The sequence below is a fragment of the Lysobacter sp. Root667 genome (assembly GCF_001427715.1).
Taxonomy (GTDB): Bacteria; Pseudomonadota; Gammaproteobacteria; order Xanthomonadales; family Xanthomonadaceae; genus Lysobacter.
In genome coordinates, this window is the sequence record NZ_LMHF01000009.1 from 429,575 (window position 1) to 451,430 (window position 21,856).

Sequence of the window (21,856 nt, forward strand, 5' to 3'; positions counted from 1 at the left end):
AGCGTCGCCGATCCTGGTTTCTGCGCCTGAGCCGTGGTGTTCGACGGCCGCCTCCCGCGCGAGCCCTAAGGCACAGCCAGTGTGCCGCCGCTGACCATGGCAGCCCTCTCACCCTGGGCTCGGGTCGTAACGGCCTCGCTCAGGAGGGCGCTGGTGCCCACACGCATTCGCGAACGCCGTAGGGTGTGGTGAGCCGAAGGCGAACCGCACCATCGCCCGGACCCGGTGGTCCGCATCGATGCGGTTGCCGCCGCACCCGCGAGCCGCGAGCCGATCCCCAGGTAGATGCGCTCAGGAACGCCATCAGCTGGTCGCGCTCGATCCAGAGGATCATGGGCGCATAAGGACGCAGGCACGCCTACAGAAGACCGCCTGCGACGCGTGTAGCGCGCAGGCTGGGGTTTGGATCGTCTTGAGTCGCTGCGCGCCGCTTAGCGCGGCGCGGCGGTCGCGGTCGCGGCTTCGCTGCCGGGCGGGTTGGCCGGATTGCGGCCGCTGTCGGCGTCGACGTACAGGGTCGGATCGTCGAAGTCGACGTCGAGCCAGCGCTCCGGCGGCATGCCGATGGCGCGGTCGAGTATGGTCGGCAGCAGGCCGGAGGGCAGGGCGCTCTCGCTGTTCCAGAGCACGGCGATGCCGAGGTCGCGCTCGGGCAGCAGTGCGACCAGGCCGCGGTAGCCCTGCACCGCGCCGCCATGGAACACCAACTGGTGGCCGGCGTAGTCGTACACGCGCCAGCCCAGGGCGTAGCCGGCCGAGCTCACGCGCGAACGGCGCCAGGCCGAGCCGCGGGTTTCGCCAGGGGTATCGACCAGCGGCTGGTGCAGCGTCGCCAGCAGCGGCGCCGGCAGCACGTCGGGACGATGGCCGGTCTGTGCGAGCAGCCACTGCGCCATGTCGCTGGCGCTGGCGTTGACGCCGGCGGCCGGCGGCAACTGGTAGTAGGTCGGCTTGGGCGCGACCGAGGTCCAGCCGCCGCGCGCACGCACGTGCGGACGCGCCCAGCGCGCGCTGGCGGTGATGCCTTCCAGGCCGAGGCTGGCGTCGTTCATGCCCAGCGGCTTGAACAGACGGCGCTGCACTTCCTGGCTGTAGAAGTCGCCGGTGGCGGCGAAGACCACATCGCCGATCAGGCTGAAAGCGATGTTCTGGTAGCCGTAGCAGGTGCCGGGCTGGCAGGACATCGGCGCGTACGCGAGCTTCTGCGTCAGCGTGCGGTAGTCGGTGTAGTTCTCGAGATCGCGGTCGTAGGTGTTGTGGGTCAGGCCGACGCGATGGCTGAGCAGATCGGCGACGGTGATCTGCTGCGCCGCAGAAGGATCGACCAGCTGGAAGCCGGGCATGTAGTCGAGCAGCTTGCTGTCCCAGCGCAGAGTGCCGTCGTTGACCAGCACACCGGCCATGGTCGCGGCCACGCCTTTGGACAACGAAGCCAGGCGGAATACGGTGTGGGCATCGACCGGCTCGGCCGCGCGCACGTCGGTGATGCCGTAGCCGCGCGCGCTGAGGATGCGGCCGTTGTGCACGATCGCCATCGCCAGTCCCGGCACGCGCTGGTTGGCGACCAACTGCTGGGCCATGGCTTCGAACTGCTGCACCTCGAAGCCCGCAGCCAGCGGCATGACCGCATTGCGGGTCGCGTAATTCGCCACGGGTTGCGGCAGGCCATGCGCCGGTTCGGCGGTGGCGACGCGCGCGCTCGACGTCGGCGGGTTCCAGCGCAACGAAGTCTGCGCGGCGGAACCCAGGGTCAAAGTAAGCAGGCCGGCGAGGCTCGCTACACGCCAGAACGTGCGTCGCGACCGCGGGATCGGCTCTTCTTTCATCGGTCGCAGCGCCTGCGTATGCTGGGTTGCGCTCGATAATAGCGCCGATCTAAGGGGATTGGGGAACAACCATGTTCAGCATTCTGATTTTGTTGGCTTTAGTGGCCATCGTCGCAGTTTGGATCGTGGGCATTTACAACGCCCTGGTGACGTCCCGGAACGCCTATAAAAACGCCTTCGCCCAGATCGACGTGCAGCTGCAGCGGCGCTTCGACCTGATCCCGAACCTGGTCGAGACGGTCAAAGGCTATCTGACCCATGAACGCGAGACCCTGGAAGCGGTGATCGCGGCCCGCGGCGCGGCGGTGTCGGGCCTGGCCGCGGCCAAGGCCAACCCGGGCGATCCGGCGGCCATGGAGCAATTGGCGGCGAGCCAGGGCCAGCTGAATGGGGCGCTCGGGCGTTTGCTCGCGGTCTCGGAGGCCTACCCGGAGCTCAAGGCCAACCAGAACATGATGCAGCTCACCGAGGAGCTGACCAGCACCGAGAACAAGGTCGCGTTCGCGCGCCAGGCCTACAACGACTCGGTGATGGCCTACAACAATCGGCGCGAGATCTTCCCGTCCAGCGTGGTCGCCGGCATGTTCAGCTTCGCCGCCGCCGCGCTGCTGGAAATCCCGGCCGAGCGCGCGGAAATGCGCGAAGCGCCGAAGGTGAAGTTCTAACCGGCCCGGATCCGGAATCGGGAAGGCCGGATTCGCCGGGCAAGCGCCGGCGAGCCGCGCCACGAATCCCCGAATCCCGGGTCTCCCATCTCGGATTCCCTGCATGAATTTCTTCGAACGCCAGGCGCAGGCCCGGCGCACGTCGGCCCGGCTGGTGTTGCTGTTCGGGCTGGCCGTGGCCGGCATCGTGTTGGCAGTGGACCTGGCGGTGCTGGTGTTCGCCGGTGCCGATCCGGTAACGCTGACCCTGGCCAGCTTGGGCACGATCGCCGTGATCGGCTTGGGTTCGTTGTTCCGCATCGCCTCGCTGCGCGGCGGCGGCGAATCGGTCGCCTTGCAGATGGGCGGCGTGCCGGTGCCGGAAGACACCCGCGATCTCAACCTGCGCCGCTTGCGTAACGTGGTCGAGGAGATCGCGATCGCGTCCGGCGTGCCGATGCCCAGGCTCTACGTGCTCGAACACGAGGCCGGCATCAACGCGTTCGCGGCCGGCTACTCGGCGTCGGACGCGGTGGTCGCGGTGACCCGTGGCGCGCTCGACCGGCTCAATCGCGACGAGCTGCAGGGCGTGATCGCGCACGAGTTCAGCCACATCCTCAACGGCGACATGCGCTTGAACATCCGCCTGATGGGGGGGCTGTTCGGGATCCTGATGCTGGCCATCATCGGCCGCAAGATCCTCGAGGGCGGCCGCCTCGGCGGGCGCAACAGCAAGGGCCTGGGCGCGATTCTGGTGGCGGCGCTGGTGGCGATGCTGGTCGGCTACATCGGTCTGTTCTTCGGCCGCATGATCAAGGCCAGCGTGAGCCGCAGCCGCGAGCGCCTGGCCGATGCCTCGGCGGTGCAGTTCACCCGCCAGACCGCGGGCCTGGCCGGCGCGCTGAAGAAGATCGGCGGCCTGCATGAAGGCGCCCAGCTCAACGACCGCGCCGATGCCGAGGAGGTCAGCCACATGCTGTTCGGCGACGGCGTCGGTTTCAGCGGCCTGTTCGCGACCCATCCGCCGCTGCTGGAGCGCATCCGCGCGCTGGAGCCGTCGTTCCGCGCCGATCAGCTGGAAAGCCTGAGCCGCCGCTGGTCGATCGAGCCGCCGCAAGGCCTGGCCGAGGACGTGGCGATGGGCTTCACCGATCCGGCGCCACCGCCGCCGCTGCCGCCGGTCGAAAGCCTGCACGCGGTGACGCCGCCGATGGTCGCGGCCCAGGTCGCTCGCCCCGGCGCCGACGACTACCGCCGCGCCGACCTCATCGCCGCGACTCTGCCCGATGGATTGCGCGCGCTGGCGGCGCAGCGCGACGCGGTGGTGCCGCTGTTGCTGGCCCTGCTGCTGGACGACGACGCCCAGATCGCCGCGCGTCAGCATTACGAGATCGCCGCGCGCCTGGGGCCGGAACTGGCCGACGAGGCGCGCCGTCTGCGCCTGCAAGCACTGGCCGACCTGCACCCGATGCTGCGCCTGCCGCTGGCGTCGCTGGCGTTCCCGGTGCTGCGCTTGCGCCCGCGTCCGCAGCTGGACATGTTCATGGACGCGGTGCAGGCGGCGGTCAACGCCGACGGCCGGGTCTCGCTGTTCGAGTACTGCCTGGCGCGGTTGCTGACCGTGCAGGTGGTGGAGTCGCTGGATCCGTCGCGGCACGCGCGCTTCGGCCGGCGCAAGCCGCAGGCGGTGGCGGCGGAACTGGCGACCTTGCTGGCGGTGGTCGCGCAGAGCGGGCACGCCGATGCGGCGTCCGCGCAGCGCGCCTACCTTGCCGGCCTGCAGCGCGTACTGCCGCAGGAGCACCGTCCTTACGCGCCGCCGGCCGACGGCGTGCTGGCCCTGGATCGTGTGTGGGAGGCCTTGGATGCGCTGGATCCGCTGGCCAAGCAACTGCTGGTGGAAGCGGTGACCGCGGCGGGCAGCCACGACAACCGGATCGCGGTCGCGGAAGCGGAATTGCTGCGCACGATCTGCGCGGTGTTGCATTGTCCGCTGCCGCCGGTGTTGGCGAAGGCCTAGCTGCGGGGCGCGCTGTTTTTTTGGTGGGGGCGCGACGTGCGGCGGTCGAGCTTCGAATGTGTTCCGGCGTGTGCATGGCCCGCTGCCGTCGCTTTGGGGTAGGAGCGGCGTAAGCCGCGACCGCGAACTTCGCCTGCCGGTAGAGGTTTCGCTACGACTCTGCCTTCTGCTTTCTGTGGGAGCGGCGTGAGCCGCGATCGCGAATTCCGAAGTTCGGCAAAGGTTTCAATTCTTGGCTTCCGCCTGCTGCGCATGCGGGTCGCTTTCTCTTGCCACTCGCCTTGGGGTAGGAGCGGCATGAGCCGCGACCACGACCTCCGGCTGCCGCGCTGGCTCGATTCGGAGTGGCATCGCTTTCTGTGGGAGCGGCGTAAGCCGCGATCGCGAATTCCGTTTGCTGCGTGGGTTTCGTTACTTAAGTCAAAGGCTTCCGCCTGCTGCGCATGCGGGTCACTTTCTCTTGCTAGCCCAAGAGAAAGTAACCAAAGAGAAGGGCTTGCCTAGACAACCCTCCCGTGCGAGATAAAACGGCGCGCGTCCTGCGCGCCGCCCTTCGGGTCTGAGTGGGGTTGGGCGAGTGCGGGGGCATTGGATTTCAATGCAACAGCAACAACAACGGCAACAGCAACGGCAACAGCAACGGCAACGGCAACGGCAGTCGTGGGGCACCAGCACCAGCACCAGAAACAGGGCCGCCGTTCGCCGCATGCATCGCCAAGCCGATCCCCCAATCTCGGGAGCGATCCGCACTGCAACGCATCATCTGCTAGCGTTGGCCCCGCCGTGCATCGAGAGGCTGCCGCCGCCTCCGTAAAGCCGCTCGCCGTGGCTGTCGCACTGGCAAGGCGAGCGCTTTCGTTGCCTGGAAAGGGACGACTTCCGGCGGTTTTCAATGGAGGAAAACGCAATGAAGAAATGGACTGCGAAAGGCGCTGTGTTGGCTCTGTTCGTCGGGATGGGTGCGACCGCTCCGGTCGCGGCGGAACCGACCTATGCCTGCACGGCGGAGACGGAAGGGCATATGTTCCTGGTGGCTTACGATCACCCGGTCGATCCGGGCTACTACTACCAGTGCCGCGGCGGCGCATGGCGTCTGGTCGGTATCTGCGCGGCGGGCGGGGGCTGTCCTCCCGAGCCGGACCCGAATGGGCCGATCGTGGAAATGTAGCGCCGTAGGATGCGCTGAGCCGCAGGCGAACCGCATCGTCGCGCGAATCGGTGATTGGCGGTGGCGCGGTTGTCCGCACCCTGCGGCCTACTGGCTACGCTGCTCGATCCGCATGCGCATCCGCTCCCTCTCCCGCTTGCGGGAGAGGGTTGGGATGAGGGGATGAGCGCCGCAGGCGCGAAGGCCGTTGCGCGAAACTCCGCAAATGGCTGCGTTAGCCGCAGCCTGCGACATGCCGCCGATGCTTACTGCGCTCGGCCGCGAATCAAATCCGCCGCGCGCTCGGCGATCATCATCGTCGGCGCGTTGGTATTGCCACCGATCAAGGTCGGCATCACCGAGGCGTCGACCACGCGCAGGCCTTCGACGCCGCGGACGCGCAGTTGCGGGTCGACCACCGATTCCTCGTCGCTGCCCATGCGGCAGGTGCCGATCGGGTGGTAGACGGTTTCGGCCTTTTCGCGGATGAACTCGATCAGCTCGGCGTCGCTGTAGTCGTTGCGGGGCGGGAAGATCGGCGCGCCGCGGTAGGCGTCGAAGGCCTTCTGCGCGAACAGTTCGCGCGAGAGCTTGGCGCATTCGAGCATCATCTTCAGATCGAAACCTTCCGGATCGCTCAGATAACGCGCTTCGATGCGGGCCTTGTCCGCGGCGCGCGCGCTGACCAGGCCGATGCGGCCACGGCTGCGCGGGCGCAGGAAGCAGGCGTGCAGGGTGTAGCCGTCGCCGACGAGGCGGCGGCGGCCGTGGTCGTCGAGCATGGCCGGCACGAAATGCAGCTGGATGTCGGCGCGCTCGTCCGGCGCCAGCGCCGAACGCACGAATGCGCCGGCCTCCGCGATATTGCTGCTGCCGGGGCCGCTGTGGCCGCGCAGGTAGTAGTCGAAGGCGATGCGCAGGTCGCTGACGCGGTCGTAGGTGACGCGTTGGGTCGAGTGCTGCAGGGTGCAGATGTCGAGGTGATCCTGCAGGTTCTCGCCGACCTGAGGCGCGTCGGCGACCACGTCGATACCGTGCTTGCGCAATTGCGCGGCCGGACCGACGCCGGACAGCATCAGCAGCTGCGGCGAGTTGATCGCGCCGCCGCTGAGCAGGACCTCGCGCGAGACTTCCTGGTGATAGGGCTGGCCGTTGGCGACGTAGATCACGCCGTTGGCGCGGCCTTTGTCGAAAGTGATGCGGTTGACCTGGGCGCCGGTGACGATGGTCAGGTTGTGGCGTTCGCGCGCCGGGTCGAGGTAGGCGACCGCGCTGGAGCAGCGCGCGCCGTTCTTCTGGGTGACCTGGTAATAGCCGAAACCCTGCTGGGCGGCGCCGTTGAAGTCGCGGTTGACCGCATAGCCGGCTTCGCGGCCGGCCTCGATGAACACCTGCGACAGCGGGTTGGTGTAGCGCAGGTCGGAGACGTAGAGCGGGCCGTTGGCGCCGTGCAGGGCGTCGTCGCCGCGGCTGTTGCGCTCGGAGCGGCGGAAGTAGGGCAGCACCGTCTTCCAATCCCAGCCTGTCGCGCCTTGCGCGGACCAGTCGTCGTAGTCGCCGGACACGCCGCGGATGTAGCACATGGCGTTGATCGAACTCGACCCACCCAGCACTTTGCCGCGCGGCCACCACAGGGTGCGGCCGTTGAGCTCGTGCTCGGGTGCGGTGTCGTAATCCCAGTTCACGCCCTTCTTGTTGACCAGCTTGGACAGGCCGGCGGGCATGTGGATGAAGGGATGGCGGTCGCGCGGCCCGGCTTCGAGCAGCAACACCTTGGTGTCCGGGTCTTCGCTGAGGCGGTTGGCGAGCACGCAGCCGGCCGAACCGGCACCGATGATGATGTAGTCGTACACGCCCACGCCCTGTCTGTGACCGGGCGACCGTAAGCCTGGCGATTAGAGCAAATGCTCCCAATAACGCGCGAGCGGCCGGCATGCGCCGCGGTGGCGGGGTGGGGCGGGTTCGGCTAACGTTCCGCCAGCACGTGCCGGCCAGCGCGCACGGGAGCGAGGACATGAGGCGCGATCCCAGCCAGCCGACACCGACCGCGGGACGCTGCGCGTGACCGATCCGATACGGACCGACGCCGCGCCCGCGCCCGCCACCGGTCGCTGGGGCCGTTTCCGCGCCGCGCTGGCCGAGTCGCCGCCGCTGTGGTGGTCGCTGCTGTACTTCTTCAGCCTGCTCTGCGGCTACTACGTGCTGCGCCCGGTGCGCGACGCGATGGGCGCCTCGGGCGATATCGAGACCGTGTTCCCGCCCGGGTTGATCGCCTGGGCCCTGAGCCACGGCGTGTCGCTGAAGGAGTTCACCCTGCAGGTGCTGTTCACCTGCACCTTCCTGAGCATGCTGGCCTTGCAGCCGGTGTACGGCGCGCTGGTGTCGCGCTTCCCGCGCCGGGTATTCCTGCCGGTGGTGTACCTGATCTTCATCGCCTGCCTGCTCGGTTTCTACTGGGCCTTCCACCACGAATTGGCGGGGCGCGGCGCGCTGTTCTTCGTCTGGACCGCGGTGTTCAACCTGTTCGCGGTGACGGTGTTCTGGAGCTTCATGGCCGACGTGTTCGACCACGAGCATTCCAAGCGGGTATACGGCTACATCGGCGCCGGCGGCACGGTCGGCGCCCTGTTGGGGCCGCTGATCACCGGCCTGCTGGTCGGCCGTCTGGGCGTGGCCAATCTGCTGCTGGTGTCGGCCGCGTTCCTGGCGGTGTGCCTGCTGTGCATCCTGCGCCTGCGGGTGTGGGCGATCCGGCGCGAGCAGGTCAGCGGCGCGGCCAGCGGCGAAGTCGCGATGGGCGGTTCGGTGCTGGCCGGCCTGAAACTGGTCTGGCAGCGGCCGGTGCTGCGCGCGCTGGCGCTGGTGATGTTCTTCGGCGTCGGCGTGGGCACGCTGCTCTACAACGAGCAGGCCGCGATCGTGAAACAGTTCTACCCGAACGCGCAGGCGGCGGCGCGCTACTACTCGATCATCGACGGCTTCGTGAACGGCACCACCATCCTGGTGCAGCTGTTGCTCACGCGCTTCCTGCTGCGGCGCTGGGGCGTGGCGCCGACCCTGCTGGTGCCGGCGTTCGCGATCCTGTTCGGCTATGCGCTGCTGGCGCTGTCGCCGCTGCCGCTGCTGGTGGCGATCGTGCAGGTGGCCACGCGCGCGGGCGAGTTCTCGCTGGCCAAGCCCGGCCGCGAGACGATCTACACGCGGGTCGACCGCGAATCGCGCTACAAGGCCAAGGCGGTGATCGACACCGTGGTCTACCGCGCAGGCGATCTGACCTTCGTCTGGCTGCACAAGGCGCTGGCGATCTTCGGCACGCGCATGGTGTTCGTGGCTGGCATCGGCGTGGCCCTGGGCATGACCTTCGGCGCATGGCGGGTGATCCGTGCCCAGCGCACGCTGCCGGTCGACGCCGCCACGCCCGGGACCGACCGATGACCCACCGCCGCGATTTCCTCGCCGTCGGCCTCGCCGGCGCCGGCCTGCTGGTCCTGCCCTCGTTCGCGCGCAGCAAGGCACGTCCGAAGCCGCTGAAGATCCTGGTCATGGGCGGCACCGGTTTTCTCGGCCCGCATTTCGTCGAGGCCGCGCGCAAGGCCGGCCATACCCTGACCCTGTTCAACCGCGGCAAGACCAACCCGGAGCGTTTCGCGGGCGCGGACTACCGCGATGTCGAGCAACTGCACGGCGACCGCAAGACCGACATGAAGGCGCTGGAAGGCGAGCGCCGCTGGGACGCGGTGCTGGACACGTCCGCGTATCTGCCCGCCGACGTGACCCGCGCGGCCAAGCTGCTGGGCTCGCGGGTGGGCCAGTACCTGCTGGTGTCGACGATCTCGGTCTACGCCAAGACCGATACCCCGAACCAGGACGAGACCGCGCCGCTGGCGCAGCTGGCCGATCCCACCGTTACCGAGGTCACCGGCGAAACCTACGGCGGCCTCAAGGCGCTGTGCGAACGCGCCGCCGAAGCCGAACTGCCGGGCCGCACGACCGTGGTGCGGCCGGGCCTGATCGTCGGTCCCGGCGACACCACCGACCGCTTCACCTATTGGCCGGCGCGCGCGGACCGCGGCGGCGAGATCCTCGCCCCGGGCAGCGCTAAGGATCCGACCCAGTTCATCGACGTGCGCGATCTGGCCGCGTTCCTGCTGCGCACGCTGGAGCAACGCAGCTTCGGCATCTACAACGCCGACGCGCCGGCCGGAAAACTGAGCATGGGCGAGGTGCTGGGCGTCTGCCAGCAGGTCGCGGGCGCAATGAAGGCGCCGAAATCGACCCTGACCTGGGTGCCGGCCGCGTTCCTCGAAGCGCAGAAGGTCAGCCCTTGGCAGGACATGCCGATCTGGATTCCGGCCAGCGGCGACTACGCCGGCTTCGGCCGCATCAGCAGCGCCAAGGCGCAGGCGGCGGGCCTGACCTACCGGCCGCTGCGCGAGACCGTGCGCGACACCCTGGCGTATTGGCGCGGCCTGCCCGCCGAACGTCGCGCCAAGCCCAAGGCCGGCCTGTCCGCCGCGCGCGAAGCCGAAGTGCTCGCGGCCTGGCACGCGCAGGCCAAGCAAACCGCGGGATGAACCGGCCGGATCGGCGGCGGCGATGGTGGCGGCGCTGGAGCGCGCGCATCCTCGCTCTGCTGGTGCTGGTCTTCGCGGTCTGGGGCTGCGTGATCGAGCCCGGCTCCTTGACCGAGCGCGACTACGCGTTTTCCCTGCCGAACTGGTCGCCGGAGTGCGACGGTCTGCGCGTGGAACTGGTGTCGGACCTGCACGTGGGTTCGCCGCGCAACGGCCTGGCCCAGTTCGACCGGCTGGTCGCGCGGCTGGCCGTCAGCGATTCGCAGGCGGTGCTGATGGCCGGCGACTACGTGATCCTGAGCGTATTCCTGGGCACCTACATCCCCGCCGACACCATCGCCGAGCACCTCAAACCGCTGACCGCGCGCAAGCCGGTGTATGCGGTGCTCGGCAACCACGACTGGTGGAAGGACGGCGTACGCGTGCGCCGCGCGCTGGAGTCGGTCGGCGTGGTGGTGCTGGAGGACCAGGCGCGCGAGGTGCAGCTCGGCCGCTGCCGGCTGTGGATGGTCGGCGTGGGCGACCTGCTGGAGGCGCCGCACGATGTCGGCCGCGCGTTTTCCGCAATCGACGACAAGGCGCCTGCCCTGGCGATCACGCACAATCCCTTGCTGTTCCGGCGGATGCCGGCGCGCGCTTCGCTGGTCGTGGCCGGGCATACCCATGGCGGCCAGATCGCGTTCCCGCTGCTGGGCCGGCCGGGTTTGTGGAAGGAAGTCGATGGCGCCTATCCGGTCGGCCGTTTCGAAGAGGACGGACGGCAGCTGTTCGTGACCCAGGGCATCGGCACCAGCATCCTGCCGATCCGGTTCGGCGTGCCGCCGGAGATTTCGCGACTGCATTTGTGCGGGCAGGGCGCGGGCCGCGACGCGGCCTGCCGTTGATACCGAGGAGCGAACGCATGGCCGCAGGACGGCGCGCGTGGCGACTGACGGTCCCGCTGTGGGGCCTGGCGTCGCTGTGCGCCGCGGCGCCGCCGGTCGAGACGCCGAACGCCGAGGTCAGCATCGAGGAGCGCATCGTCCGCTACCGCATCTTCGGCCGCAGCGCGCTGGAGCTGGCCGGGCAGATGCGCCAGCACGGCCCCGAGCACGCCCTCGGCGGCCGCCGCCTCGCCGGCAGCACCGACTGGCACGTGACCTGGTCCTACCAGTCGCTGCCGCGCCACGGGCGCTGCGAGCTGATTTCGGTGACGGTCGGCGCCGAGATCGTGACCACCCTTCCGGAGTGGAGCGGCGCACGCGTCGAAAGCGACCTGGCGCGCGAATGGCGGCGCTTCTACGCCGGTCTGCAACGGCACGAGGCCGGCCACGTCCAGCATGGCCGCGAAGCCGCGCTGGCGGTGCGCGACGCGATGCTGGCGGCAACCGCGCAGCCGGATTGCAAACTGCTGCGGCGTGCCCTGGACGACGCCGCGCGCGCGCAGCTGCGGCGCTACGCCAGCCTCACCCGCCGCTACGACGCCGAGACCGACTTCGGCCTCCAGCAGGGCGTGCAGCTGCGGCCGTGAGCGCGGCGCCGGTTCCGGCCCTAGACTAGGCCGAACGCACGTCCACTTTCGGAGTCGCCCATGTCCTTGCTCGCCGTCTCGCTGATCCTGCTGGTCGCCGCGCTGCATGCCGGCTTCCTGGTGCTGGAGATGTTCCTGTGGACCAAGCCCGCCGGCCTCAAGGTGTTCCGCCAGTCGCGCGAGAAGGCCGAGCAGTCCAAGGCGCTCGCCGCCAATCAGGGCCTGTACAACGGTTTCCTCGCCGCCGGCCTGATCTGGGCCGCGGCCGGCGGGCGCCGCGACGTGGCGCTGTTCTTCCTGGGCTGCGTGGTGGTCGCCGGCGTTTACGGCGCGGCCACGGTCAACCGCCGCATCTTCTTCGTCCAGGCGGTGCCGGCGCTGCTTGCGATCGCCGCGGTCTGCCTGGCTGGTTGACGGCGACGGCCGGTCAGGCCAGTAACGGCATCGCGAACGCGATCGCACCGAGCACGAACAGCGCGGTCAGCGCGTGCACCAGCGGCCGGTCGATGCGCAGGAACACGAACTGCTCGACGGTGCGTCCGATCCAGAACAGCGACATGCCGGCCAGCAGCGCGCGGCCCAGCGCGCTGCCGTGCAACTCGTCGGTGAAGACGAAGCACAGCGTGGCCACGCCCAGCAGCACGTAGATCAGGCGCAGGTTGAGGATCTGCAGGATCGCGCGGTCGGCGACGGTCGCCGTCTTCAAACTCTCGCGCCAACGGAACAGCTTCCAGAACGCCATATGGAACATGGCGAAGGCGAGGCTGTGCAGGCCGCAGAGCCAGATCCAGGTGTGCGCGCTCATGGCCGGCACTCTAGCCGATGCGGGCTGCATGGGTTGTGCGGGACCGTCCGCAAGACCTGTGCTTGCGCACGCAGCGCCCTCGGCCCGGGCCTAGGGTGCGGTGAGCCGAAGGCGACCATCGCACCGTCGCGTCGCGCCGATGCGGCGGTCGCCGCCTCCTGCGAGCGATGTCTCGATCGCGGCATTCGTTGGGGCAAGCGCTTCAAGCCTTGCGCGGCGATACCCACATCGCGATGCGGGCGCGGAACACCGCTTCGCCGGCGTCGTTGTTGACCACCACGCTGACCGGCAGGTCGTAGCCGGCGGCGGCTTCGACCACCGGGATGTCGGGCGTGGCGATGCCGTGCATGGTGCCGGTCGCCTTCTTCAGGTATTCGACCGTCATGCCCTTGGGGATCCAGCGCATGCTGCGCGGGATCGTGGCGTCGGTCATCACCCCTGCGGTGAGTTCGGCCAGGTTGCACAGCGCGATCGCGTGCACGGTGCCGAGATGGTTGGTGACGCGGCGGCGATGGCGCAGGGTGGCGACGCAGCGGCCGGGCTCCAGCGACTGGAAACGCGGCGCGATGCTGGCGAAGTAGGGCGCCTTGTGGCAGACCGCGCGCGAGAACAGCCAGCGGCCCGCGGGCAGGCGCTCTAGTTTGCGGTAGGTGGCGAGGATGTTGGTGCTCATCGGTGGACTCCGCTGGAGGGTGGCGACGTCGCGGCGCGGGCCGACGGCGCGCGGCGGCGTATCGAATGGATCGGCTTCGCGCTGTCGGCGGGCGCGCGACGGCCGCATGCGAAAACGGCGGACCCGAAGGCCCGCCGTTTCAGTTCAAGCGACGAGGCGGTGCACGCCGCGGTTCCGCGTCAGGCCGCGGCGCGTGCGTCGTGGCCGTGGTCGCGCAGGTTGCGGTACCCGGCCGAACGCAGCTCCTCGGTGTCGAAGTCGTCGACGCTGATCGCGTCGATCGTCATCTCACGCAGTTCTTCCAGTTGCTTGCGTTCCTCGGCGGTGATCCAGCCCTCGCGCACGCCCTCGTCGAGCTGGCTGGGGAAATCCAGCGCTTCGATGTCGCTGTTCTTCAGGGCCTTGAGGAACTTGCGCTCGACTGGCTCGGCCAGGATCACCTTTTGCAGGTAGCTATTGATGCGGCCGGCCGGGTTGTTGGCGCAGGGCGTGGTGAACACGCCCTGGGCGAGGCGGTCGCGGGCGTCGTTGGGCGACATCAGCAGCGCCGCGGCGCGATGGCCGAGGCGGTCGCTCGGGGCCTGGGCACGACGGCCCCAGGGGAAGATCAGCGCCCACAGCAGCCAGCCGACCGGACGGATCGGGAAGTTGCGCAACGCGCCCGACAGCGCCAGTTCGATCTTGTGCACGGCGTCGTGGAAGGCCCAGGCCAGCAGCGGCTGGTCGCCGACCGGACGGCCCTCGTCCTCGTAACGCTTGAGCATGCTGCTGGCGATGTAGAGCTGGCTGAGCACGTCGCCCAGGCGTCCGGACAGCGACTCCTTGAACTTGAGCTTGCCGCCCAGCAGCAGCATCGAGGTGTCGGCCATCACCGCCAGGGTCGCCGAGTAGCGGTTGAGCTTGCGGTAGTAGCGGCGCGTGTAGGCGTCGCCCGGGGCGGCGCCGATGCGCGCGCCGGTGAAGCCGTACCACCAGCTGCGCACGGCGTTGGAGATCGCGAAGCCGATATGGCCGAACAGGTTCTTATCGAACTCGCGCAGCGCCTGCGCCTTGTCGGGCAGCATCGCCGCCTTCATTTCCTTGAGCACCCACGGGTGGCACAGGATCGCGCCCTGGCCGAAGATCATCAGCGAGCGCGTCATGATGTTCGCGCCTTCCACCGTGATCATGATCGGCAGCGCCTGCCAGTTGCGGCCGGCGTAGTTCTGCGGTCCCAGGATGATGCCCTTGCCGCCGTGGATGTCCATCACGTCCTTGGCGACTTCGCGCGCCATCTCGGTGCAGTGGTACTTGGCGATGGTCGAAGGCACGGCCGGGTTCTCGCCGCGGGCGACCGCCGCGGCGGTGGCCTGCGACAGCGCACTGACCGCGTAGGCGCGGCCGGCGATGCGCGCCAGCGCTTCCTCGACGCCTTCGAAGCGGCCGACCGAGAGGCCGAACTGCTTGCGGATGCGGGCGTAGGCGCCGGTGACGATCGCGCCCATCTTGGCGCCGCCGCTGCCGGTGGAGGGCAGGGTGATCGAGCGGCCGATCGACAGGCACTCGACCAGCATCTGCCAGCCCTTGCCGGCGTAGGCTTCGCCGCCGATCAGCTGGCTGAGCGGAATGAACACTTCGTGGCCGCGGATCGGGCCGTTCTGGAAGGTGCTGTTGAGCGGGAAGTGGCGGCGGCCGATTTCGACGCCGGCGGTATCCCGCGGCAGCAGCGCGATGGTGATGCCGATGTCGCGCTTGTCGCCGATCAGGCCGTCCGGGTCGTACATGCGGAAGGCCAGGCCGATCAGGGTCGCGACCGGCGCCAGGGTGATGTAGCGCTTGTCGAACGTCAGCTTGACGCCGACCACGCGCGCGCCGTTCCAGTCGCCCATGGTCACGATGCCGAAGTCCGGAATCGACGTGGCGTCCGAACCGGCCCAGGGACCGGTCAGGCCGAAGCAGGGCACTTCGCGGCCGTCGGCCAGGCGCGGCAGGTAGTGGTCCTTCTGTTCCTGGGTGCCGTAGTGCATCAGCAGTTCGGCCGGGCCCAGCGAGTTGGGCACGCCGACGGTGGAGCTGACCACGCTCGATACCGAGGCCAGCTTCTGGATGACCTTGTGGTTGGCCAGCGCGCTGAAACCCAGGCCGCCGTATTCCTTCGGGATGTTGAGGCCGAAGAATTTGTTTTGCTTGATGTAGGACCAGACTTCCGGCTGCAGATCGGCGTAGACGTGGGTGATTTCCCAGTCGTTGGTCATCTTGCACAGCTCTTCGACCGGGCCGTCGAGGAAGGCCTGTTCTTCGGCGCTGAGTACCGGCTTGGGCTGCGACAGCAGCGCGTCCCAGTCCGGCTTGCCCGAGAACAGCTCGCCCTCGAACCCGACCGTGCCGGCTTCCAGCGCAGTCCGCTCGGTTTCCGACAGCGGCGGCAGGATCTTGGTGTAGAAGCCCAGCAGCGGCTTGGTGATCAGCGGCAGGCGGATCTGCGGGATCAGCAGCGGCACCGCGATCAGGGCCACGATCGCCGCGGCGATGACGGTCGCGACCGGATTGGCGCCGAACAGCCAGCAAGCCACCAGCACGGTGGCGGTCAGCGCGGCCCAGACCGGCAAACGCAGCCGGTGGTAGGCGGCGATCGCACCAATAAGAAGGAAAGCGATAAAGGGAATGGCGATGCTCATGGCGACGCTCCAGCGGCGTTACGGCGTGTTGGCTAGGCTCAGGCTAGTCGGGCATGCGTGATGCTGGAGGAGTTTGCGTGGGCTTCCTGGCCGCACCGCCTTCAAACGCCAGCATCAAACGCTCAACATACGCACGAGTATGGTAAGGTTCCCGGGTCGCTGTCAACTGACGGATGCTGCACTGCATACTGTTCCCGTCGGTGGCGTATGGTTACACTTGTCATCCATGAGCCATCCCGTCCAGACCAAGCAAGAACGCAACGGCCGATTGAGCGCCGACGACTGGGCGCAGGCCGCCCTCGACCTGATCGCCGAACAGGGCGTGGCCGCGGTCGCGGTCGAACCCCTGGCCCGGCGGCTCGGGGTCACCAAAGGCAGCTTCTACTGGCACTTCCCTTCGCGCGACGCCCTGCTGGTCGCGGCGCTGGAGCGCTGGGAAAAGGTCGAGCAGGAGACCGTGTTCGGCCAGCTCGAACCGATCCCTGATCCGCGCCAGCGCCTGCGCTCGCTGTTCCACCTCGTCGCCCACGAGGTCAAGTCGCACATCATCTATTCCGAGCTGCTCAAGGCGCTGGACCATCCGGCGGTGCAGCCGGTGATCGGCCGCGTGTCCGAGCGGCGTCTGGACTATCTCACCGCTTCCTTCCGCCAGGCCGGGCTCAGCCGCACCGACGCGCAGCATCGCGCGCGACTGCTGTACGCCGCCTACGTCGGTTTCCTGCAGCTCAACCTGCAGTTGCACCAGACGCGGATGCAGCACGACGAATTCGAGGCCTATGTCGAGCACATGATGGCCACGCTCATTCCTAACTCTTAATCAATCCCCCCGGCTGGAGGCCCTTGCCGTGAACGCCCTTTCCAAAGACGTACCGACTGCTCCAGCGCCGGGGAGCGCCGGCAGCCGTTTGGCCGCATTGAACGAGTGGGTCGCGCAGGTCGCGGCCCTGACCCGTCCCGACCATATCCATTGGTGCGACGGCAGCGACGCCGAGAACGCCGCCCTGATCGAGCGCATGCTCGCCGACGGCACCTTGGAGAAGCTCAACGGGGACACCCACCCGGGCAGCTACCTGCACCGTTCGCATCCCGACGACGTCGCCCGCGTCGAGCACCTGACCTTCGTGTGCACGCGCGAGCGCGACGATGCCGGTCCGAACAACCATTGGATGGAGCCGGCCGAGGCCCACGCCAAGATGGACGCGCTGTACGACGGCTGCATGCGCGGCCGCACCCTGTACGTGATCCCGTACTGCATGGGTCCGATCGATTCGCCGCTGTCGCGTTGCGGCGTGGAGATCACCGACAGCCCGTACGTGGTCGCCAACATGCGCATCATGACCCGCATGGGCGCGCCGGCGCTGGCCCGGATCGAGCGCGAGGGCACTGAGAGAGCCGCTCGCGGCGAACGGAACGACACGTTCGTGCGCGGCCTGCATTCGATCGGCGAGCTCGACCCCGAGCGCCGTTTCATCATGCATTTCCCGGAAGAGCTGACGATCAAGTCGTTCGGCTCCGGCTACGGCGGCAACGCTTTGCTGGGCAAGAAGTGCCACGCCCTGCGCATCGCCTCGCACCAGGCGCGCAGCGAAGGCTGGCTGGCCGAGCACATGCTGATCCTGGGCATCGAGAATCCGCAGGGCGAGATCCACTACGTCGCCGCCGCGTTCCCCTCGGCGTGCGGCAAGACCAACCTGGCGATGCTGATCCCGCCGCAGGGCTATCGCGACGCCGGCTGGAAGGTCTGGACGGTCGGCGACGACATCTGCTGGATGCGTCCGGGCGCCGACGGCCGCCTGTACGCGATCAATCCGGAAGCCGGTTTCTTCGGCGTCGCCCCGGGCACCTCAAGCAAGTCGAACCCGAACGCGCTGGCAACGATCCAGCGCGACACCATCTTCACCAACGTCGGCGTCACCGCCGACGGCCAGCCGTGGTGGGAAGGCCTGGACAACGGCCAGACTCCGGTCACCGACTGGCGCGGCCATCCCTACGATCCGGCCAAGGGCCCGGCCGCGCACCCGAATTCGCGCTTCACCGTCTCGGCCAAGCAGTGCCCGAGCTATTCGGACAAGGCCGAGGACGCGCAGGGCGTGCCGATCTCGGCGATCGTATTTGGCGGCCGCCGCGCCTCGCTGGTGCCGCTGGTGTTCGAGGCCCGCGACTGGACCCACGGCGTGCTGGTCGGCGCCGCGATGGGCTCGGAAACCACCGCCGCCGCGACCGGCGCGGTCGGCGTCATGCGCCGCGATCCGATGGCGATGAAGCCGTTCTGCGGCTACAACTTCGCCGACTACTTCAGCCACTGGCTGTCGTTCGACAGCGAGCAGGTCCAGTTGCCCAAGGTCTTCCACGTCAACTGGTTCCGCAAGGGCGACGACGGCAAGTTCCTGTGGCCGGGCTTCGGCGACAACCTGCGCGTGCTGGAATGGATGATCGGCCGGGTCAAGGGCGAGGCGGGCGCGGTGGAAACGCCGATCGGCCACCTGCCGGCGACCACCGACCTCAACCTCGATGGCATCGGCCTGTCGGACGAAGCGCGCGCCAAGCTGTTCGGCTTCGACCATGCCGGCTGGAGCGCCGAGTTCGACAGTATCGGCGGCTACCTGGACGAGTACGGTCCGCGCATGCCGCAGGCGCTGAAGGACGAACAGCAGCGCATCGCCGCCGCACTGGCCCGCTGAGACCTCCATGTCCGTCGCACATCCTGCCGCGCTCGCGGCCAGTCGTGAAATCCTGATCGACGGCCGCCTGCTGCGGGTGTACGACGGCTTGCTGGACAACGTCGGCGAGTACGTGCGCGGCCTGGCGCGGGCGCCGTTCACCCGCACCGAGGTCGCGCGGCCGGAAACCAACGACTACAAGCACTGGGCCACCGAGGTGAAACTCGAAGCCCTGGTGCAGCAGCCGATCTTCGACCTGACCCGGCGCGCGGTGCTCGGCTTCACCGGCCCGAACTTCGGCTACAAGCCGTACCGCGCCTACACCAACGTCGCCAGCTTCGGCGACATGCTGTTCACCCATACCGACTGCCTGCCGGACCAGCACGACCTGACCGCGCTGTGGTACCTGTGCGAGCAGTGGGACCTGGAGTGGGGCGGCGAGACCATGTTCTACGACGCCGCCGACGAGGTCGCCTGCGCGGTCACGCCGCGCCCGGGCCGGCTGGTGATCTTCGACGGTGCGATCAAGCATGCCGGACGGCCGCCGAACCGGATCTGCTACGCGCCGCGCTACACCTTCGCGATCAAGTTCGAACGCGTGGCCGTCGCCGCCGGCCACGGCCCGGGATGAGCGCCGCCGGCGCGGCGCCGCCGTCGCCCGAACTGGGCGACGCGCGCTGGTTCCCGGTCGATCTGCACGTACCCGGACGGGTGTACGGTTTTCTGCGCCTGGACGAAGGCGTGCTGGAACGTTCCAGCTTCCTCGACACCCGCATCGACGCGCCGCTGGCGCAGGCGCGGCCGCTGCCGGCCGACGCCGTCGACGCCGCCGGCCTGGCGCAGGCGCCATTGGGCTGGCTGTTCCACACCTCGTTCTGCGGCTCGACCCTGCTGGCGCGCGCGCTGCACCTGCCGCCGTACCAGGTGGCGCTGAAGGAGCCGATGCTGCTGCGCCGGCTCGGCGATGCGCGTCACGAAGGCCAGGCGTTGGGCGATCTGGTCGCGACCAGCGTGCGGCTGCTGGCGCGGCCCTGGCACGCGGACGGCGCGGTCCTGGTCAAGCCGACCCATGCCGCGCTCAACCTCGCCCTGCCGCTGCTGGACGCCGCCCCGGCCAGCCGGGCGCTGGTGCTGAGCTCGTCGCTGGACGATTTCCTGGTCTCGAATCTGAAGAAGCGCCCCGAATCGCAGGCGCGGATACCCGAGCTGGCCGAACGCGCGCTGCGCGCGGGTGCGTTCCACCGGCGCCTGTCCGCGACCGCGCTGCAACCGCCGGACCTACTGTGCGCGGCCGGCCTGCAGTGGGCGGCGCAGCGCGAGCTGGTGCTGGACCTGGTCGAAAGCGCCGGCGTCGGGCGCGTGCGCCTGCTCGACATGCAGACCCTGCTCGACGATGTCGCCGGCACCGCCTGGGCCTGTGCGCAGTGGCTGGGCCTGCCGGCGCCGCGTGCGGCCCTGCTCGCGCAGGCCGAGGCGGTCGCCGGACGCAACGCCAAAGCGGTCGAAACCGCTTACGACGCGCAGCGCCGGGCCCGGGAAGCGGATATCGTGATCGGCATGTATGCCGACCCGCTGGCGCGCGCGCGCGACTGGCTGGGCGAACATGTGCTGCCGGCGATGCGTCCGGCGGCGCGGGCCACACCGCATTGGGAATCGCAGTGAACCGTCCACCGTCCAATATCCAACCGGCCGCGGCCGGCGAGTCCAAGCAGCAGCGCCTGTGGCGCAACGGCGAGGACTACATCACCCGCAAGCAGTGGCGCGAGGCCGCCGACTGTTTCGAGCAGATCGTCGCCCACGAGCCCGGCCATCTGCCGGCGCTGCTCAAGAGCTGCAGCACGCTGCTGCAGTTGGACCGCTATCGCGATGCGCGCGCGCGTTTGTTCGCGGCGCTGCCGCTGGCCAACGCGCACCCGGGCCTGGTGATGGAGCTGGGCCGCAAGCTGCGCCAGTTCCACGAGGCGGCGATCCTGCTCGATCTGGTCCGGCATTCGGGTTTCCTGCGTTCGGCGTCGCCGCCGATGCTGACCGAGATGGCGCTGATCGTGAGCTCGGTCGGCGACCAGGAAATGGCCCTGGAGCTGGTCAGCCGCGCCGCCGCGCTCGACCCCAACGCGGCGCATCCGCACTACCTGCGCGGCACGGTGCTGATGTTCCTGGGCCGCATGGAAGAGGCCGAAACCGAGCTGGAAACCTGCATCCGGATCTCGCCCAGCTTCCCGCAGGCGCATTGGGTGCTGTCGCGGCTGCGCAAGTGGAGCGACGCCGACAACCACGTCGAACGGCTGCAGCGCGAAATCGCGCGCGTCCCGGCCGGCACCGAGGCCGAGGCTTATTTCGCCTACGCGCTGCACAATGAACTGCACGACCTCAAGCGCTACGAGGAATCGTTCCGGGCGCTGGAGCGCGGTTGCGCCGCCAAGCGCAAGCTCGACCCCTACAACGAGAGCAAGACCACCGAGCTGTTCGCCGCGATCAAGGCCCTGTGCACGCCCGAGTTCGTGCGCGCGCAGCCGCGCGAGCACGAGTACACGCCGATCTTCATCGTCGGCATGCACCGTTCCGGCACGACCTTGCTCGAACGCATCCTCGGCGGCCACAGCCTGGTATCCGACGGCGGCGAGACCTACGCCTTCACTGCGCAGATCAAGGTCGCGACCGACCACAAATGCTCGCAGGCGCTGGACCTGCTGTCGGTGCAGCGCCTGGCCGAGGCCGATTTCGAGGCGATCGGGCGCGGCTTCATCGCCGGCTCGCGCTGGCGCGCCAAGGGCAAGCCGTTCCTGACCGAGAAGCTGCCGCCCAATCTGACCAACGCCGGCTTCATCGCCAAGGCGCTGCCGAACGCGCGCATCCTGCACATGGTGCGCGACCCGGTCGATACCTGTTTCTCCAACCTGCGCACCTACTTTTCGAACGCGGCGCTGTATTCGTTCGACCAGACCGACCTGGGCAACTATTTCGGCCATTACAGCGGCCTGATGCAGCACTGGCGCCAGGTCATGCCGGACCGCATCCTGGACGTGTCCTACGACGCACTGGTCAGCGATACCGAGGCCACCGCGCGGCGGGTGTTCGAGTTCTGCGGTCTGCCGTACGAGGCCGAAGCGCTGCAGGTGGAGCGTTCTTCGGGCGCGGTGTCCACCGCCAGCAGCGCGAGCGTGCGCCAGGGCATCCTGACCAACCGCGGCGCGGCCTGGAAGCCGTACGAGCCTTACCTGCAGCCTCTGCTGGAGCGTCTGGCCGCGCAGGGCCTGATCTGAGCGTCCCGTCCGCCCGCCGGCCGTCCGCGCCGTCGGGGCGGTATTTAAACCCGGAGCCATGGCCGGACATCCCATGG

The 21,856-nt window shown here is 68.8% G+C and carries 18 protein-coding genes; 13 read left to right on the plus strand and 5 right to left on the minus strand.

The annotated features are described in order from the left end of the window. Nucleotides 1-431: 431 nt before the first annotated feature. Nucleotides 432-1,754 (minus strand): serine hydrolase domain-containing protein, encoded by a 1,323-nt coding sequence (locus ASD78_RS05610; RefSeq protein WP_343123532.1) that lies wholly within the window; start codon nt 1,752-1,754, stop codon nt 432-434. Nucleotides 1,755-1,897: 143 nt separating this feature from the next. Between ASD78_RS05610 and ASD78_RS05615 the strand changes: the two genes are divergently transcribed. The 3 genes from ASD78_RS05615 (at nt 1,898) to ASD78_RS05625 (ending at nt 5,658) form a co-directional block, all read left to right on the plus strand. Beyond that, nucleotides 1,898-2,491 (plus strand): LemA family protein, encoded by a 594-nt coding sequence (locus ASD78_RS05615; RefSeq protein WP_056098998.1) that lies wholly within the window; start codon nt 1,898-1,900, stop codon nt 2,489-2,491. A gap of 103 nt (nt 2,492-2,594) precedes the next feature. Continuing rightward, on the plus strand, nt 2,595-4,490 hold the full coding sequence (locus ASD78_RS05620; RefSeq protein WP_056099000.1) for a M48 family metallopeptidase: 1,896 nt from the start codon (nt 2,595-2,597) through the stop codon (nt 4,488-4,490). A 907-nt stretch (nt 4,491-5,397) separates the two neighbouring features. After that, nucleotides 5,398-5,658 carry a hypothetical protein gene (locus ASD78_RS05625; RefSeq protein ID WP_156087595.1) on the plus strand — a complete coding sequence of 87 codons (261 nt, stop codon included), beginning with the start codon at nt 5,398-5,400 and terminating at the stop codon, nt 5,656-5,658. A 245-nt stretch (nt 5,659-5,903) separates the two neighbouring features. Here ASD78_RS05625 and ASD78_RS05630 read toward each other — a convergent pair whose 3' ends face one another. Further along, nucleotides 5,904-7,490, minus strand: coding sequence for a choline dehydrogenase (locus ASD78_RS05630; protein ID WP_056099863.1), 1,587 nt, complete (start codon nt 7,488-7,490; stop codon nt 5,904-5,906). 220 nt (nt 7,491-7,710) lie between these two features. Between ASD78_RS05630 and ASD78_RS05635 the strand changes: the two genes are divergently transcribed. Genes ASD78_RS05635 through ASD78_RS05655 form a run of 5 tightly spaced genes read left to right on the plus strand, consistent with a single transcriptional unit; the run spans nt 7,711 to nt 12,135 of the window. Continuing rightward, complete coding sequence (locus tag ASD78_RS05635) at nt 7,711-9,072, plus strand: MFS transporter (RefSeq protein ID WP_056099866.1); 1,362 nt, start codon at nt 7,711-7,713, stop codon at nt 9,070-9,072. Further along, nucleotides 9,069-10,211: an NAD-dependent epimerase/dehydratase family protein gene (locus tag ASD78_RS05640; RefSeq protein WP_082575444.1), complete on the plus strand. Its 1,143-nt coding sequence runs from the start codon at nt 9,069-9,071 to the stop codon at nt 10,209-10,211. Before ASD78_RS05635 ends, ASD78_RS05640 begins: the two co-directional genes overlap by 4 nt. Continuing rightward, nucleotides 10,208-11,095, plus strand: coding sequence for a metallophosphoesterase (locus ASD78_RS05645; protein ID WP_056099006.1), 888 nt, complete (start codon nt 10,208-10,210; stop codon nt 11,093-11,095). The genes ASD78_RS05640 and ASD78_RS05645 overlap by 4 nt, the downstream gene beginning before the upstream one ends. Nucleotides 11,096-11,112: 17 nt before the next feature. After that, nucleotides 11,113-11,721 carry a DUF922 domain-containing protein gene (locus ASD78_RS05650; protein WP_056099010.1) on the plus strand — a complete coding sequence of 203 codons (609 nt, stop codon included), beginning with the start codon at nt 11,113-11,115 and terminating at the stop codon, nt 11,719-11,721. Nucleotides 11,722-11,781: 60 nt separating this feature from the next. Further along, nucleotides 11,782-12,135, plus strand: coding sequence for a DUF1304 domain-containing protein (locus ASD78_RS05655; protein ID WP_056099014.1), 354 nt, complete (start codon nt 11,782-11,784; stop codon nt 12,133-12,135). A 13-nt stretch (nt 12,136-12,148) separates the two neighbouring features. On the opposite strand, the gene ASD78_RS05660 is transcribed toward ASD78_RS05655, so the two are convergent. From ASD78_RS05660 to ASD78_RS05670, 3 genes are all read right to left on the minus strand, one after another. Continuing rightward, nucleotides 12,149-12,526, minus strand: a complete 378-nt coding sequence (locus tag ASD78_RS05660) for a hypothetical protein (RefSeq protein ID WP_056099017.1) — start codon at nt 12,524-12,526, stop codon at nt 12,149-12,151. A 202-nt stretch (nt 12,527-12,728) separates the two neighbouring features. Continuing rightward, nucleotides 12,729-13,199, minus strand: a complete 471-nt coding sequence (locus tag ASD78_RS05665) for a hotdog fold domain-containing protein (RefSeq protein WP_055904056.1) — start codon at nt 13,197-13,199, stop codon at nt 12,729-12,731. A 179-nt stretch (nt 13,200-13,378) separates the two neighbouring features. After that, complete coding sequence (locus tag ASD78_RS05670) at nt 13,379-15,856, minus strand: acyl-CoA dehydrogenase (protein WP_056099021.1); 2,478 nt, start codon at nt 15,854-15,856, stop codon at nt 13,379-13,381. Nucleotides 15,857-16,082: 226 nt separating this feature from the next. Here ASD78_RS05670 and ASD78_RS05675 point away from each other — a divergent pair, with 226 nt between their 5' ends. From ASD78_RS05675 to ASD78_RS05695, 5 genes are all read left to right on the plus strand, one after another. After that, the gene (locus ASD78_RS05675; protein WP_055903552.1) at nt 16,083-16,673 is read left to right on the plus strand and encodes a TetR/AcrR family transcriptional regulator; all 591 of its coding nucleotides are present in this window, start codon (nt 16,083-16,085) and stop codon (nt 16,671-16,673) included. Nucleotides 16,674-16,761: 88 nt separating this feature from the next. Then, a complete protein-coding gene (locus ASD78_RS05680; RefSeq protein WP_235566450.1) occupies nt 16,762-18,537 on the plus strand; it encodes a phosphoenolpyruvate carboxykinase (GTP) in 1,776 nt (591 codons plus the stop codon). A 7-nt stretch (nt 18,538-18,544) separates the two neighbouring features. Next, entirely contained in the window at nt 18,545-19,147 is a 603-nt protein-coding gene (locus ASD78_RS21455) for a 2OG-Fe(II) oxygenase (protein ID WP_056099028.1), read from the plus strand. Beyond that, nucleotides 19,144-20,178 carry a hypothetical protein gene (locus ASD78_RS05690; protein ID WP_055903543.1) on the plus strand — a complete coding sequence of 345 codons (1,035 nt, stop codon included), beginning with the start codon at nt 19,144-19,146 and terminating at the stop codon, nt 20,176-20,178. The genes ASD78_RS21455 and ASD78_RS05690 overlap by 4 nt, the downstream gene beginning before the upstream one ends. Next, nucleotides 20,175-21,779, plus strand: coding sequence for a sulfotransferase (locus ASD78_RS05695; RefSeq protein WP_055903540.1), 1,605 nt, complete (start codon nt 20,175-20,177; stop codon nt 21,777-21,779). The genes ASD78_RS05690 and ASD78_RS05695 overlap by 4 nt, the downstream gene beginning before the upstream one ends. Nucleotides 21,780-21,856: the final 77 nt, after the last annotated feature.

Bases quoted from the DNA above. Each gene is read 5' to 3' on its own strand.
- ASD78_RS05655 (WP_056099014.1), top strand. From the start codon at position 11,782: ATGTCCTTGCTCGCCGTCTCGCTGATCCTGCTGGTCGCCGCGCTGCAT.
- ASD78_RS05620 (WP_056099000.1), top strand. From the start codon at position 2,595: ATGAATTTCTTCGAACGCCAGGCGCAGGCCCGGCGCACGTCGGCCCGG.
- ASD78_RS05660 (WP_056099017.1), bottom strand. From the start codon at position 12,526: ATGAGCGCGCACACCTGGATCTGGCTCTGCGGCCTGCACAGCCTCGCC.
- ASD78_RS21455 (WP_056099028.1), top strand. From the start codon at position 18,545: ATGTCCGTCGCACATCCTGCCGCGCTCGCGGCCAGTCGTGAAATCCTG.
- ASD78_RS05690 (WP_055903543.1), top strand. From the start codon at position 19,144: ATGAGCGCCGCCGGCGCGGCGCCGCCGTCGCCCGAACTGGGCGACGCG.
- ASD78_RS05665 (WP_055904056.1), bottom strand. From the start codon at position 13,199: ATGAGCACCAACATCCTCGCCACCTACCGCAAACTAGAGCGCCTGCCC.
- ASD78_RS05615 (WP_056098998.1), top strand. From the start codon at position 1,898: ATGTTCAGCATTCTGATTTTGTTGGCTTTAGTGGCCATCGTCGCAGTT.
- ASD78_RS05625 (WP_156087595.1), top strand. From the start codon at position 5,398: ATGAAGAAATGGACTGCGAAAGGCGCTGTGTTGGCTCTGTTCGTCGGG.
- ASD78_RS05640 (WP_082575444.1), top strand. From the start codon at position 9,069: ATGACCCACCGCCGCGATTTCCTCGCCGTCGGCCTCGCCGGCGCCGGC.
- ASD78_RS05675 (WP_055903552.1), top strand. From the start codon at position 16,083: ATGAGCCATCCCGTCCAGACCAAGCAAGAACGCAACGGCCGATTGAGC.
- ASD78_RS05645 (WP_056099006.1), top strand. From the start codon at position 10,208: ATGAACCGGCCGGATCGGCGGCGGCGATGGTGGCGGCGCTGGAGCGCG.
- ASD78_RS05670 (WP_056099021.1), bottom strand. From the start codon at position 15,856: ATGAGCATCGCCATTCCCTTTATCGCTTTCCTTCTTATTGGTGCGATC.
- ASD78_RS05650 (WP_056099010.1), top strand. From the start codon at position 11,113: ATGGCCGCAGGACGGCGCGCGTGGCGACTGACGGTCCCGCTGTGGGGC.